At 69.1% G+C, this 13,548-nt stretch carries 8 protein-coding genes; 4 read left to right on the top strand and 4 right to left on the bottom strand.

All coding sequences use genetic code 11. From position 1 onward, the window contains the following. Positions 1–39 precede the first annotated feature (39 nt). Positions 40–678, top strand: a complete 639-nt coding sequence (locus OG205_RS16055; protein ID WP_330277049.1) for a DUF998 domain-containing protein — start codon at positions 40–42, stop codon at positions 676–678. Here the strand turns inward: OG205_RS16055 and OG205_RS16050 are convergent. Further along, complete coding sequence (locus OG205_RS16050) at positions 675–1,610, bottom strand: hypothetical protein (RefSeq protein ID WP_330277048.1); 936 nt, start codon at positions 1,608–1,610, stop codon at positions 675–677. The two genes, OG205_RS16055 and OG205_RS16050, sit on opposite strands and share 4 nt — an antisense overlap. A 226-nt stretch (positions 1,611–1,836) precedes the next feature. Here OG205_RS16050 and OG205_RS16045 point away from each other — a divergent pair, with 226 nt between their 5' ends. Next, positions 1,837–3,033, top strand: coding sequence for a peptidoglycan DD-metalloendopeptidase family protein (locus OG205_RS16045; protein ID WP_330277047.1), 1,197 nt, complete (start codon positions 1,837–1,839; stop codon positions 3,031–3,033). Between the two features lie 44 nt (positions 3,034–3,077). Here OG205_RS16045 and OG205_RS16040 read toward each other — a convergent pair whose 3' ends face one another. Then, the gene (locus OG205_RS16040; protein WP_330277046.1) at positions 3,078–7,331 is read right to left on the bottom strand and encodes a CHAT domain-containing protein; all 4,254 of its coding nucleotides are present in this window, start codon (positions 7,329–7,331) and stop codon (positions 3,078–3,080) included. A 442-nt stretch (positions 7,332–7,773) separates the two neighbouring features. Here OG205_RS16040 and OG205_RS16035 point away from each other — a divergent pair, with 442 nt between their 5' ends. Beyond that, positions 7,774–8,634, top strand: coding sequence for a hypothetical protein (locus tag OG205_RS16035; RefSeq protein ID WP_330277045.1), 861 nt, complete (start codon positions 7,774–7,776; stop codon positions 8,632–8,634). A gap of 109 nt (positions 8,635–8,743) precedes the next feature. Here OG205_RS16035 and OG205_RS16030 read toward each other — a convergent pair whose 3' ends face one another. Continuing rightward, positions 8,744–11,077, bottom strand: a complete 2,334-nt coding sequence (locus tag OG205_RS16030) for an ATP-binding protein (RefSeq protein ID WP_330277044.1) — start codon at positions 11,075–11,077, stop codon at positions 8,744–8,746. Positions 11,078–11,261: 184 nt separating this feature from the next. Between OG205_RS16030 and OG205_RS16025 the strand changes: the two genes are divergently transcribed. Continuing rightward, positions 11,262–12,374 (top strand): glycosyltransferase 87 family protein, encoded by a 1,113-nt coding sequence (locus OG205_RS16025; protein ID WP_330277043.1) that lies wholly within the window; start codon positions 11,262–11,264, stop codon positions 12,372–12,374. 168 nt (positions 12,375–12,542) lie between these two features. Here the strand turns inward: OG205_RS16025 and OG205_RS16020 are convergent, their stop codons facing one another. Further along, the gene (locus OG205_RS16020) at positions 12,543–13,508 is read right to left on the bottom strand and encodes an Lrp/AsnC family transcriptional regulator (RefSeq protein WP_330277042.1); all 966 of its coding nucleotides are present in this window, start codon (positions 13,506–13,508) and stop codon (positions 12,543–12,545) included. Between the last annotated feature and the right edge of the window lie 40 nt (positions 13,509–13,548).

Here is a 13,548-nt window from a genome sequence, read left to right as displayed (position 1 = left end):
GTCCGGCGCGGCGAAATGATCTATGTTCCACTCTGCCGCGTGGACGGGCGAACGCGGCTGGGCGCGGTGCTGTGGGTGTTGGTGGCGCAGTACTTCGTGCTGCTGTTCGTGGTGGAGGCACGCTGGGAGGTCCCGTACAGCTGGGCGCGCAACGCGATCAGCGACCTGGGCGCGGCCACCTGCTTCCAGTCGGAGCAGGTCGACCGCTGGGTGTGTTCGCCGTGGCACGTCGTGTCCGGCGTGTCCTGGACGCTCGCGGGTCTGTGCCTGGCCGCGGGAGCCCTGCTGGTTCGGCCGCTGTTCCCGGACGTGCGGACGGCCCGCGTCGGCCTTCTGCTCCTCGTCGTCACCGGTCTGGCCCTGGCCGTCGTCGGCCTGAATCCCGAGGACACCAGCCGGACGCTGCACATCGCCGGTGCGGTCGTCGCCATCCCGGTGGGCGAGGTCGCGATGCTGCTGACCGGCCTCGCCCTGGCACGCACCGCCCGGTGGCGCCTCCTGGGCCGCGTCGGCGCTGTCGGTGCGATCGTGGCGGCGGTGGCCCTGGTGCTGATGGCGGCGCAGGTCGGCGGTCCGGCGCTGTTCGGTCTGTGGGAACGCATCGCGGCGTTCCCGGTGTTGCTGTGGGCGGTCGTCTGCGGTGTGGCGTTGCCGGCCAAGGCCAGGACCAAGGTCTAGGACCAGTCCCAGCCCATGCCTAGCACGCCCGGACGCACATCCTTCGCCGTCAGGTGCAGCACCCGCCCCGGCGTGAGCGCGAGTTCGTCGCCGTGCACCTGCGTCGCGTCCACGCCGGGCTGTGCGAGGCCGTAGCAGCGGACCGGGAGGCACGGTTCGGTGAACTGCACGCTCGCTACGTACGTGCCTACGGGGTAACGGAACGCGCGCCGGTAGTCGTGTGACCGCGCGCCGTTCTCCGCGATGGTGAAGCGGTACTCCAGCAGGTGCGTCTGACCCGCGCGCAGGCTTTTGTCGAACAGCAGCTCCACGGCGATCACCGGCGCTCCGGGATGCCGTCGCACGCGTCCCAGCCTGCAGTCGCGCACGGCCTCCACGCCCAACGCGTCCGGTGGCGTGCCGGCGTCCGCGCAGTACACGGCCAGGTAGCGGTCAGGGCTGCCGGCGACCGCACGCAGCACCTGCCTGGTGTGGATCGTGCGGAGCGCGCCGTGCCCGTCCACTGTGGCCGCGTCGTCCTGCGACCACAGGCGCAGGTCACCGTCGGACGGGCCGACCAGCGCCCGCACGATCTCCGCCAGCGACTGCGCGGGTTCGAGCATCCGTCCGTAGTCGCGGGTCTGCTGCTGCTTCGACACCCATCGGCCACGCGGGCGCGGCGGTCCGAGCAGGGCCTCCAGAGAGTGTCTGGGCAGACAGAGGATGGTCTCGATGGCCTGGACCGCGCGCAGCGAGTCGGCGCGTTCCGGTCGGCTGCGGCCCAGTCGCCAGTAGCTCAGCGTGGACAGGCTGATGTGGATGCCCCGGCGGTCGAGACGGTCGCGCAGGCGTTCCAGGGTGAGGCCGCTGCGCCCGATGGCGGCCCGCAACGCCGCGTGGAACGGACCGGCGCGCAGCAACACGTCGACCTCGTCGTCGGGAGGAACGGCCACCGCACTCCCTCTCGACTGTGGAGAAAACAGTTTAGAAGGCCGATCACGCCCGATATGACCGACAAACGTAGGTATCCCTCCACAGTTTTGGCGGGCGTTCCACAGTGGTGGGTCACCTGCCGGAGGTGACCTTGACCGCGTCGGACCACCGGTATGTCATCGGCGCGGCGGCCCCTGCAAGAGCCGTCGAATCCCTGCCCTGTGCCGATTTCCCCCTGGAGGGCACATGTCAAGTCCGTTGTCCGCGCGGCGATTCGCCGCTCTGTTCTCCGTGCTCGTGGCCGGTGCCGCGGTGCTGGTCGCGCCGTCCGCGACGGCCGCACCCGACCTCGCCACGACCGTTCGCGCCACCATGCTCCAGCAGCACGGCGACGCGTTGAAACGTCAGTGGGACACGCAGACGTTGCGTGAACCGCTGTTCGAGCCGACTCGCACGTCCGATGCGTGGGTGTTCGGCAGCACCACCGTTCCATTGGCTCACGGTCAGGAACACGGGGCGCCGCACATGGCGTTGTTCCTGGCACGCAAGGAACGTTCCACCTGGCGGGTCGAGCTCGACGGCACCGCCGGATTCGCCGCTCTGGCCGCACAGGCGCCGTCCGGCGTGCTCAGCGATGGCGAGAAGCGGACGTTCGCGGCCAACCAGAGCAACCAGGCACTCGCGCCCACCGGACTCGGCCTGCCGTGGCCGGTGAACGTGGCGTGGTGGATGGGCGGTGGCCCGCACGGCAACAGCGGCAACAGCCGTCCGTTCAGCTCCATCGACTTCAACGGCGGTGACGGCCGCGTCCTGTCCGCGGGCAACGGCCGTGTCTACAAGAGCTGCGTCGTGGGCCGCAGCGCGTTGGTGAAGGTCGTGCACGACAACGGTTACAGCACCACCTACTACCACATGTACAACCTGACGACGCTCGCCGACGGCAGCGCCGTGCGCACCGGCACGTACCTCGGCAACATCGGCAACGAGCTGCCGTGCGGTGGTTCGAGCACCGGGGCGCACGTGCACTTCTCGTTGCTACGCGGCAACACCCACGTGAGCGTCAACGGGATGACGATCGGCGGATGGACCTTCTACGAGGGCTCGCAGGCGTACGGCGGCTATGCGCAGCGCGGCAGCACGCGCGTGAACGTCGGCGGCCGGATCACGAACTACGGCGGTGGCGGTACGACCCTGCCCACCGGCACGGTGGACGCGGGCCCGAACACCACGGTGAACCTGCGTTCCGGCCCTGGCCTGAGCTACTCGGTCGCGGGCACGGTCGCGGACGGCGCGACGGTGTCCATCGCGTGCGCCAGCCGCGGCGAGGCCGTCGAAGGAGTCTGGGGCCCCACGGATCTGTGGAACCGGCTCGAGGACGGCAAGTGGATCAGCGACGGTTTCGCCGACACCGGCTCGAACGAACCGGTGGCCCCGGCCTGCTGACCTGACGGTGCCGATCCTGCCTTCGGGTGGGATCGGCACCCGACTCAGGGCCCCATGTGCACGTACGGGGCCCACAACCAGGGACTGCGCGGATAACGCGCCCTCAGATCACGCGTCACCCGGTGGATCGCCTCGTGCGGCGGCACGCCCACCGCCAGCAGGCCGTACAGGGCCGCGGTGAGCTGGGTCGCGTCGCCGTCGGCGATCTCCCAGAGCGTGGCGATCACGTGGGTGAAACCGGCCAGCTGGAACGAGGACGCGACGTGGTGAGCCTCGTCCGCGAGGTAGAAGGCACCTGCGGCCGATCCGCACGCGGCCAGGAACACCATCTCGGCGTCGAGCGACAACGCCGAGATGTCCGGCAGCGACAACGTCCCGTCCTGGAGCACGAGTTCGCTGGCCGTCCTTCCGAACGGATCGGATCTCGTGTGGCATGCGAAGTGCGCCCAATCGTGTGTGGCGAGTTCCCTGAGCACGCCTGCCTTGGTGGCTGTCTCACCGGCCAGCACCTTGGTGCGGCGAAACAGGTCGGTGAGCGCGCTCGCGTCTGCCGTCGAATGCCGCAGCGGCAAGGTTCCCGGTGCCTGCGGAGTGGCGACGACGAGCAGACGCGGATCGGGACCGGCTCGGTGGGAACCGGGAGCAGGGACGTCCGCCGCGCTGAGGGTGTTCAGCGTGGTGGTGTACGACGACATCACGTGGTCTCCCACTCCCTGCGCGGGAACTGCCGTGTAGTCCCCGGCCGCGTGCAGCGGCAGGAAACTCAGCAGGCCCGCGGGGCACCACCACAGCCGGGGCGGGGTGTCGCCGCCGAGTTCGGCGCCCAGCGATGCCAGGACGGGTTGTGCGATGGCGGTCCAGAGCCATCCGAGCGTGTCGAGGATGACGGTGCCCGCCTCCCAGCGCGTCTCCGCGGACCCGTGCGGATCGTGCAACCTGCCGACAGCGGAGGTGAAGTCCCTGAACCGCCTCGCCACGGACAGGTAGTCGGCCTCCGGCAAGGGCAGACAGGTGGCCCTGCCGTCGGCCAGGACGACCGCGTCGCCTTGTCTCGTCGCGACGTTCACGACGACCACCAGCCGGTTCTCGGTCAACCGGTCGAGGTCTGGCACTCGTGGCCGCAGGAAGCTCTCGAAGCCCGGTATCGCCCGGACCTCGTCACGCACGCGCTCCCACTCCCGGACGATCCGCCGATGCTCGTCCCCGGCGCTACCGCGGGCCTCGGCCGAGACCGGGCCCACGCTTGCCCCGAGCACCGTCATCCTCTCGCCTAACTGGGCGAACTCCTCTCCCAGGTCCGGCCGCTGCGACAGCAGGTCCGACAGGTCGCGGCGAGTCTCGGTGAGCTGTCCCAGCAGGATTCCCCGTCCGCGTTCGAGCAGTTCCAGAGCCTTGTGGGGATCGCCGAGCCGCAGCGCGCAGGCCGCGGCCTCCGACGCGAACGGGATCTGCTCGGCGAGCAGGAACTCCTTGTCCGACCGGCCGAGACGATGGCCCACGAGCTGGGGCAGCAGGTCCACCGCTGCCTCGTAGTGCTCGAGCGCGCCTGCCCAGTCGTCCTCGAGGGTGGCCAGTTCCCCTGCCGCGGTGGCTGCCCGAATGCGTTGCGCGAGATCGACGTGGGACGCCCGGTAGATCTGCTGCTGAAGTTCGAGCGCCTCCGCGAACCCGAGTCCGTCTTCACGTCCTCGCACCACCAGGATGTGGGACAGCGCGCTCATCGCCTGCATGTGCAGCGTGTCGCCGGAGTTCGTCATGGCCACGGCTTTGCGTCCTGCGGCCTCCCCGTCGTCCAACGCCGACGGAGCTTTCCCGCGCTTGTGCAGATCCAGCAGCGTCGCCGCCAGGTTGATGTGCCACAACGGCCAGTCGGGGTGATCCGGCCGGCCGACGCGGATCGCTTCCCGGATCAGCTCGACGGCTTCGCCGGCGTCGTCTTGCGACGAGTGGTGTAGCCCGCGGCCTTGCAACGCCATGGCGAGATAGGACATGGCGGCCGGGTGCTCCCTGCTTCCAGGAGCACAGAGTGCGAGAGATCTCCGGCCCAGGTCCACGATCTTGTCGAGCTCGCGGGCGAAGTCGGCGTGGCGACCGGAGAACTCGTCGCCGCCGGCGGGAACGCTGTTCTCCGGAGTCCTGCGGGAGCCGCCCAGGAGCGGCTTGAGCTGCCGGGCGTGGTGCGTCCTCGCCTGCGCGAGCCTGAACATCGCTTCTGGTGTCGTGCGCCAGTTCTCCGGGTTCGACGCGGCCTCGTCGAGCACGTCGATGGCCTCCAGCAGCGCCGTGCTGTCTCGCGAGACCTCGTAGAGCCAGAGCAGGCAGGTGCCCATGCCCAGCTGGGTGACGGCGCGGGTGAACGATCCCGCCGCGGTGCACTGCGCGGCCACCCGAAAGATGGGCAGCACTTCGTCCAGCAGTTTTCTGTTCTGCGTTGTGGTGTAGGCGGTGACGAGAGTGTTTCCGCAAACGCTCAGAAGCCAGCCACGTGCGTCGTCGTTCATCGATGCGTCGTCCATGTAGGCCCTGGCCAGCCGAAGTGCCTCGTCCAACGCCTCGTGGTGCCCGGTGAGCACGAACTCCACCCGGTAGGAGTTGATGAGGCCGGCTTTCGCCCGCCGCGTGTCCTCGTGGCCGGGCGGCCCGGCGGCCGCCGCCACGAGGAACTTCCTGCCCTCCGCCAGGGCTCCCACGTCTTTGCCGAGTTCGCCGCGCAACGTGAGCGAGCGGCCCAGCTCCACGTGGATCGCCGCATGGTCCGGATGGTCCGCGCCCGCGTGTCCGGACGCGGTCCGCAGCAGGGCGATCGCGTGATCGCAGTCGGGGAGGCCGGCGGTGGCTTCGGCCAGTTCCTGGTAGGACAGCGCGGCGTTCATCAACGACATCACCACGGCAGGAGCGGAGGAATCCATCATCCGTGCGGCCGCGTGGTTCCAGCTTGCCGATTCCTTCAGGGCCTCAACGTCGTTCTGCGCCAACGCCTTTTCTCGCAGCACGTTGCCGAGGCAGGACACGGCCGTGACGTTGTCCGGTTTCTGCTGATGTGCGAGACGTGCCCATCGTTCGGCTTCGGAGATGTCATCACCCCGCGCGCTGTCGATGCGGGTGTGCGCACGTGTCTTGAGAGCGTTCGCGAGACTGACCATCCAGCCCAGGTCGTGCGGGGGCACACCGCTCAGTGCGGTCCTCAGTGCCTCGACCGCCTCGTCCAATGCCGCGCAATCGTCCTCGGTCATGTGCGTGATCCGTAGACACAGACCGAGCTCCGCCTGGCAGGCAAGACGTTCTTCAACGCTCACCGCGGCGTGCGAGCTCAGCGCGCGCAACACGGAAGCCCGTGCCCGCAACAACGACGGCTCTCGCCGGGCGACGTCCAGCGGCACGAGGGTCCGGGAGAGCGAGTCGAGCAGATCACGGTCGCGGCCGTCGTCCGGGTCGCAGTCGCCGACCAGCAGGCCGATGTACCGCGCGGCCTGTTCAGCCCGCTCGACCGCCGATGTGATCAGGCTGGACGAGATGAGGGCGCCGGCGAGTTCGAGCCGGACCCGCAGCCGGATGTCAGGGGTTGGAGTTCTGTCCTGCACTCGGTCCCACGCCGCGACGGCCAGGGTCAGCAGTGGTTCCGCGTACTCGCCCAGATGGTCTCTGCCGGTGCGATAGGTCTTGACGAGGTTGCCGCCGAACGTGGTCAGCAACGGAACAGCCTGCTCGTCGGTCGCCGAGGTCAGGGAGTCGATCGTGTGTGCGGCCCACGCGACGGCCTCACCGAGGGAGTCTGGATCTCGATCCTGTGCGTACTGCAGCAGTAGCACGTGCACCAGGTTGACCTGGAGCATTTCGGGCATGGCCCCGATGTCTCGCAGGATGGCGACACCGAGCCGGAGACGGTCGATCGCCTCGCTCAGCCGTGTGTCCTCGCCGGCCTGGTAAGCGGCGACGAGCTCTCCTGCCTCACGGCCCAGGCCGATGGCCTCCTCGAACAGCTCCTGCCCCGTGAGCTTCCTGGACAGCACGGCACTGATCTTGTCCGGAACCGCGTCTGGGCGCCGCTCCCACAGAGGCCGGAAATATTCTGCGGCGAGGTGGAAATCATCTCCGTCGTAGGACAGCAGAGCGACGCAGCGAAACCAGTGGAACCATCCGAGTGCCGTAGCGGTCTCATCATTCCCGCCCGTGTGATGGGCTTCGGCGAGTCGCACCGCGGCCGTCTCTGCTTCGGGGCCGAGCACGTGGCGTGGATCGGAAGTGTTCACGAACTGGCTGAGCCTGGCCAGCAGCTCGGTGAGTGGAGAGTTCGTCATCGTCCCGTTTTTCGAAGTGGCCCTTCAGACTGAGGCACCCGTAATATCATGCCGCAGAACCGGATCTTCAGGGGTGGACAGGCGACATGCAACATCGGGACGACCTCGGCGCATGGTGTGAGGCACTTCCCCTCCTGCGCCGCCTTGCCGCTGCTCAGGGGCGTGCGGCCGAAGTCGCGGAACTCGTGGGCAACGCGCGAACAGATGCCAGCACAGTGACACGGCTGGACGAACTGGGCCGCCAGTTGGGTATTCCCTCGGTCGGCCCGCGATCGACGGTCGGTGTTCCCGGTGTTTCCCCCGGCGCGCCGACCGACGGGTTGTTCGTGTGCCCGACGGCACGCTGCGGTCGTGACTGGGTGCGGGCTCCCGGAGTGGCCACACCCGAATGTCACCTCTTCGGTGAAACTCTGACCCAGGCGACTCCGCAGCGGCATCCCCGATGAATTCATTTCTGGGTGAGCTCGCCAAACAGCTCGCCGGCAAATGGTTGTCGCTGCTCGTGATGCCAGGAGCGTTGTTCGTCGCCTCCGTCGCCGTCGGATGGCGGATTCGCTTCGGAATGTGGCTCGCCGCCGACAGGTTCCTTGCGGACCTGCGTGACGGCCGGGTCACAGGCTTGGTGCTCGTCGCCGTCGCGGTCGGCGTTCTGCTCGTGTCGGCGTGGGCGGGAGTTCTGGCTCGGACGTTGGGGAGAGCGACGCACTGGTTGTGGCTCGGGCAGTGGCCGTTCCGCGCTGGCGTCCCACTTGCCCGCATTCGCGGCTGGCGCTGGAAGCGGGCGCACCGGAGCTACGAAGAGGCATTCCGGCAGGACAAGCCCGACCAGCTGCTGGCGCGCCTTGCGCAGCGGCGCAATCGCGTCTCACTGGCACCTCCGGCCAGACCGACCTGGATGGGCGATCAGATCGCCGCGCTGAGCACGCGCGTCCAGGTCGAGTACCACCTCGACCTGGAATTCGGCTGGCCCCGGCTGTGGCTGGTCCTGCCGGAGGAAGTGCGCACCGTGGTGGCGGAAGCCAGGGAGTCGTTCAACGGAGCGGCGGCGCTGGCCGGTTGGGGCGTCCTCTACACCCTCGCGGGAGTCCTCTGGTGGCCGCTGGGGGCGGCCGGGCTCGTCACGTTGGTGACCGCAGTGGTGCGCGGCCGGTCGGCTGCCTCCAACCTGGCGCAACTGATGGAGTCTGCTGTCGATCTGCACGGCGTGAGCCTCGCCTCGACACTCGGCATCACTGTCGAGGACAACCGTCTCACGCCCGACGTGGGCCGCCAGATCACCCGCGCGGTCCGCAAAGGGGCCTGACAACCCTGCTCGCTCTGGTCAGGAGCTCGTGCTCCTGATCGCTCTCAACGAACGCAGAACCTGATCTCGGCTGGGCCCGGCCGCTCGCAGCCTGGCAGAGCGGAGCTGATCACCGCAGCGCTGCCACCAGTTTCGTCGCCGTGACGCGCACCGCGGGTGTGTCGTAGCGATCGCACTCGGCCAGCGCCCGCACCCGGTACTCGCGGGCCTGCGCCGAATCCCCTGCGGTGTCAGCGAGTTCGGCGAGCCGGGCCAGGATCTCGACCCGGTGGTCGGAGAGCCGTGCCTCGCTCAGCGCCGCCAGCAGTTGTTCCCGTGCCTCGCCGAACCGGCCCGCGTCCATCAGCACCACGCCGCGGTTGTGTTGCACGCGAGCCGTTCCCGCGGTGTTGGAATGCCTGCGGAACAACGACTCCGCCTCGTCGAGGAGGTCCATCGACGCGATCACCTGGCCCGCGTCCGCGAGGGTCGTCGCCAGGCGGATCAGCAGCATCGACAGCAGTTCGTCGTCGCCGTCGGCCTTGCGGTGCTGGTCCACGCTGCGTTGCTGCACCTCGGCCGCTTCGGCGAGGTTGCCGGAGGTGTGCAGCATCAGGCCCAGCAGGGAGAGCGCGAGGTTCTCTCCGATCTGGTAGCCGGCCCGTTGGAACAGGGCTACGGACCGGCGGCTCAGCGACACCGCCTTCTCCGGTTCGCCGACCCGCCGCCGGATCGCCGAGCCGTAGTAGCAGTTCCACGCTTCGGTGAGGGTGTCGTCGATCGGCAGCGTCGCGGCTTCCTCGTGCACGGTCAGGGCCTCGTGCGGCTGCCCGCACAACGCGTACAGCGCCCACGACAGGTAGTTCAGCTGTTCGGCGGCGTCCTTGGCGTTGCCCAGTTGCCGGGCCGCGTGAGCGCCTGCGGCGAAGATCTCGCGCCAGAGTTCGCCGACGCCGTGCATGTCCGAGTACCAGTGCATTGCTTGGGCCAGCGCGAGAACGCGGTCGTGCTCGCCTTCCGTCGCGGCTGATCGCAGTGCGCCGCGCCAGTTCTCCAGCTCCAGGTCCAGCCATCGGGACGCGGATTCCTTGTCGTGCACCGGACCTGCGCGCCGGGCCGGTACGTCGTGGTCGAAGAACAGGGCGGCTCTGGTGGCGACGTCGAGGATCCAGTGCCGCAAACGTGTGCGCGTCTGCAGCACGGTGGCCGGGTCGTCGTCGAGCTCGAGTCGTTCGGCGGCGAAGACGTGCAGCAGGTCGTGGCGCGTGTACCGGCCGGGCGTCTCGCTGATGCCGAGCAGGCTCGCGTCGGCCAGTTCCTCCAGCGCCTCCTCGGCGTCGTCCACCAGAACGGCGGCCAGTGCGGCGCTCACCTCGGGGCTCGTGACCAGTGCGAGTCTGCGGAACAGGGTGGCTGCACCCGCACTGAGCTGGTGGTAGGAGATCTCGAACGCCGCCCGCACCTGCAGATCGCCCGCCCGCAGCACGGACAGCCGGCGTCGTTCGTCCTCCAGCTGTTCGGCGAGGTGGCCGATCGTCCACTGTGGTCTGCTCGTCAGGCGGTTCCCCGCGATGAGCAACGCCAGCGGCAGGCCCCCGCACAGCTCGGCGACCCGTTCGGCCGCCTCCGGTTCGGCATCGAGCCGCTCCGGTCCGGTCACGGCGCGCAGGAGTTCGACGGATCGGTTCAGCGGCAACAACTCCAGTGGGAGCCGGTGCCGGGCGTCCAGGCCGGTCATGGTCCGGCGGCTAGTCAGCAGCACCAGCGTGCCGGGGCTGGACGCGAGCAGCGGGCGCACCTGCGCCTCGTTCTCCGCGTTGTCCAGCACCAGCAACACCGTCCGGTCGCGCAGCTGCGAGCGGTACAGCGACAGCTTGTCGTCCGGGTCGCCGGGGATCTGGCGTTCGTCCACTCCGAACGAGCGCAGCAGCCGGTGCGCGGCCTTGTCCGGGGTCAGCGGCTCGGTGTCGGTGCCGCGCAGGTCGAGGAACACGCAGCCGTCGGCGAACCGTGCGCCGAGGCGGTGTCCCGCGTCGACGGCGAGCGCGGTCTTGCCGGCACCCGGTGCGCCGTGCACGACGGCGATCTGCAGGCGTGACGACGACGCGGCGTCCGCGGCGAACACGTCCAGGAGCGCCTTCTCGCTCTCCCTGCCGGTGAGCTCGATGAGTACCGGTGGCAGCGAGTAGGACGTCGCGGCGAACGGCGTCTCAGGTCGTTCCTGGGCCGCCACCACCCGGCTGGCGCGGGCGAGCGCGGTGAACTCCGCCGTCTCCTCGCCGAACAGCCCCAGTCCGTCCACGAGCAACTGCACTGTGCGGAACTGCGGACTGAGCGTGCGGCCGCGTTCCATGTCACTGATCGCACGCGTGCTCAGGCCCGTGCGTTCCGCCAGTTCTTCCTGCGTCAGTGGAACACGCGATCGGTAAAAGCGGAGGAAGTCCCCGAACGCCGTTGTGCTCACTGCGCACCCCCTTTTTTTCATCCCCACACATCATGCTTCCTGGTAGACGCCTGACGCATGTTCAACGCTGCTTCAGGACCGCACTTCTGCTGGTGGTTCTGCCGGTCGTTCAGCAAGGTGATCAGTCGACGCTCCGGTTAATTTCGAGGAGGTGTCTCTCGCCGCACCTCCGCGGAGAACCGATGTGGTTCCGCGCACTCGTCTTCTGCTCGCCGGTGGACTCTGGCTCGCCGCGCTGACGTGGCTGCTGTTCACCTGGTCGGATCACTATCCGATCGACCTGGACGTCTATCGGCTCGGCGGCCTCGCCTGGCTCGACGGCAGGCCGCTGTACGTCGGGTTCACCGGCCCGCCGCTCGACCCCCAGCTGCCCTTCACGTACCCGCCGATCGCGGCGGTCCTGTTCAGCGGACTGAGCTTCGTTCCGGCGTCGCTAAGGAACCCGGTGATGGTCGCCGCGGGATTCATCGCGATGACCGCGGTGTGCGTCGCGGTGGCGGGCAAGGTCCGTCCCTGTCTCAAGTGGATGGTCGGCCCGCTGGCCGCGATCGGCGCGCTGGCACTGGACCCGGTCTGGATGACCTACGGCTACGGCCAGATCAACCTGTTCCTGCTGGCGCTGGTCGTGATCGACGTCCTGCTGGTGACCGACAAGCGCCGGCGTGGCGTGCTGATCGGTGTCGCCGCGGCGATCAAGCTGACGCCCGCGATCTTCGTGCTGTACTTCATCGTCAAGCGCGACTGGCGGGCCGCGTTCACGTCGATGGCCACCTTCGCCGGCCTGGCGGTGGCGGGATTCCTGATCACGCCAAGGGATTCGCTTCAGTACTGGCTGCACTCGCTGCTCAACCCCGACCGAATCGGCGACATGTCGTTGTCCACCAACCAGTCGATTCGCGGGCTCCTGCGCGACCTCGGTCTCGCGCCCGGCGTGGAGACGCTGCTGTGGGCGTCACTCGCCGCCGCCGTGGTGGCCACCGCGGTCTTCGTGGCCCGGCGGACCCGCGACGACCTCGTCGCGCTGTTCGTCATCGCGGCCGCCGGACTGCTGGCCTCGCCGGTCTCCTGGTTGCACCACTGGGTGTGGTGCGTGCCGGTGCTGGTGTACCTGGGCCTGCGCGGCGACGCCTGGCCTGCCTTTGTCGCCGTGTTCCTGGTGTTCGTGACGCGGCTACACGAGTTCGACACCTACGTCTGGCTGACCGTCATGACGTTGGGAGCACTGGCTTTCATGCAGGCCACACGTTCGCCGGTTCGACCGCCGATCCCCGCGGCGGCCGTCCGTTCGGCCACTTGACGGTGACCGTGCGGCCGCTGCCCGCGACCGATCTGTACTTCCCGTTCATCTGACACCCCCTCGACATGCCCCTGCTGACGAAGATGTCCGGCCGGGGTCTGAGGGTGCTTCGAGATGACATTCATCCCAACGGGGCAACCGGCGCCTGCGTCGGACGTCGCGCCGAGGTCACCCGGCGGGTGCCAGCGGGCTCAGCGGGCCCGCCGACTTGATGACGCGCAGGACCGGGGCGGTCTCCATGCCGTTGATCGCGACGAGCGTGCCCAGCCGGTGGATCAGGTAGTCGTGCAGCGCCGCCGGGGTCGGGCACAGCGCGAGCGCCACCAGGTTGGTCCGGCCGGTCGTCGCCGCCACGAACGCCAGCTCGGCGTGCCGGGCGAGGGTGCCGGCCACCTCATCGAGCCGGGCGGGCATGACCGACATCCACAGCAGTGCCTCGGCGCGGGCGCCCAGGCAGGCCGGGTCTATCTCGACGTCGAAGAAGACCGCGCCGCTCGCCTGCAGATCGGCCAGGCGCCGCGCCACCGTGCTGGGGGAGCGTTTGGTGACGGTGGCCAGGTCGGCGTGGCTCGTGCGGCCGTCGCGGCCCAGCGCGGCCAGCAGTGAGGCGTCCTCGGCCATCAGGGGCTGGTCGGAACCGCCCGCGACGGCCGGTGGGCGCAGCAGCCGTTGCTGGTCCTCGGAGAGCGCGGTGGTGTGACCGCTCCACGCCGTCGGGCCGCCGAGGTAGGTGTGCAGGATGTAGTGCGCGGACACCGCGGTGATGCTGGTGGTGCGGGGAGTGTCGTGCAGCAGGAGCGAGTGGTTGTTCTCGCGCACGACCGCGACGATCTCGGTGCCGCCGGAGGCGAGCTTCACCCAGGACGTGTCGGACCGGCGGGCCAGGGAGTTCGCGATGTCCTGCGCGGCCTGGGGAGTGGCGCTGAACCGGGCCAGCCACAACGACTCACCGGTCCGCTGCGGGTCGGTCAGGCCGATCACCCGCAGGGAGGCCAGCGCGCGCAGGCGGCGGTAGCGGCGGGCCACGGTCTGCGTCGACACGTCGAGCGCCTCGGCGATGTGGCTGAACGGCGCGCGGCCGTTCACGTGCAGGGCGTGCAGCAGACCGCGATCGAGATCGTCCAGCTGGTACATGGGTTTCCTCGGCAGAGTTCAGGCGGGCGCCCACCACGGA

This window comes from Lentzea sp. NBC_00516, assembly GCF_036346835.1.
Lineage (GTDB): Bacteria > Actinomycetota > Actinomycetes > Mycobacteriales > Pseudonocardiaceae > Lentzea > Lentzea sokolovensis.
The sequence above is the reverse complement of the archived record's forward strand: the minus strand, read 5'-3'. Positions and strand labels throughout refer to the sequence as shown.

What these genes read in the sequence shown, in the direction of transcription:
- OG205_RS16045 (WP_330277047.1), top strand. Translation starts at nt 1,837, where the DNA reads ATGTCAAGTCCGTTGTCCGCGCGGCGATTCGCCGCTCTGTTCTCCGTG.
- OG205_RS16040 (WP_330277046.1), bottom strand. Translation starts at nt 7,331, where the DNA reads ATGACGAACTCTCCACTCACCGAGCTGCTGGCCAGGCTCAGCCAGTTC.
- OG205_RS16035 (WP_330277045.1), top strand. Translation starts at nt 7,774, where the DNA reads ATGAATTCATTTCTGGGTGAGCTCGCCAAACAGCTCGCCGGCAAATGG.
- OG205_RS16020 (WP_330277042.1), bottom strand. Translation starts at nt 13,508, where the DNA reads ATGTACCAGCTGGACGATCTCGATCGCGGTCTGCTGCACGCCCTGCAC.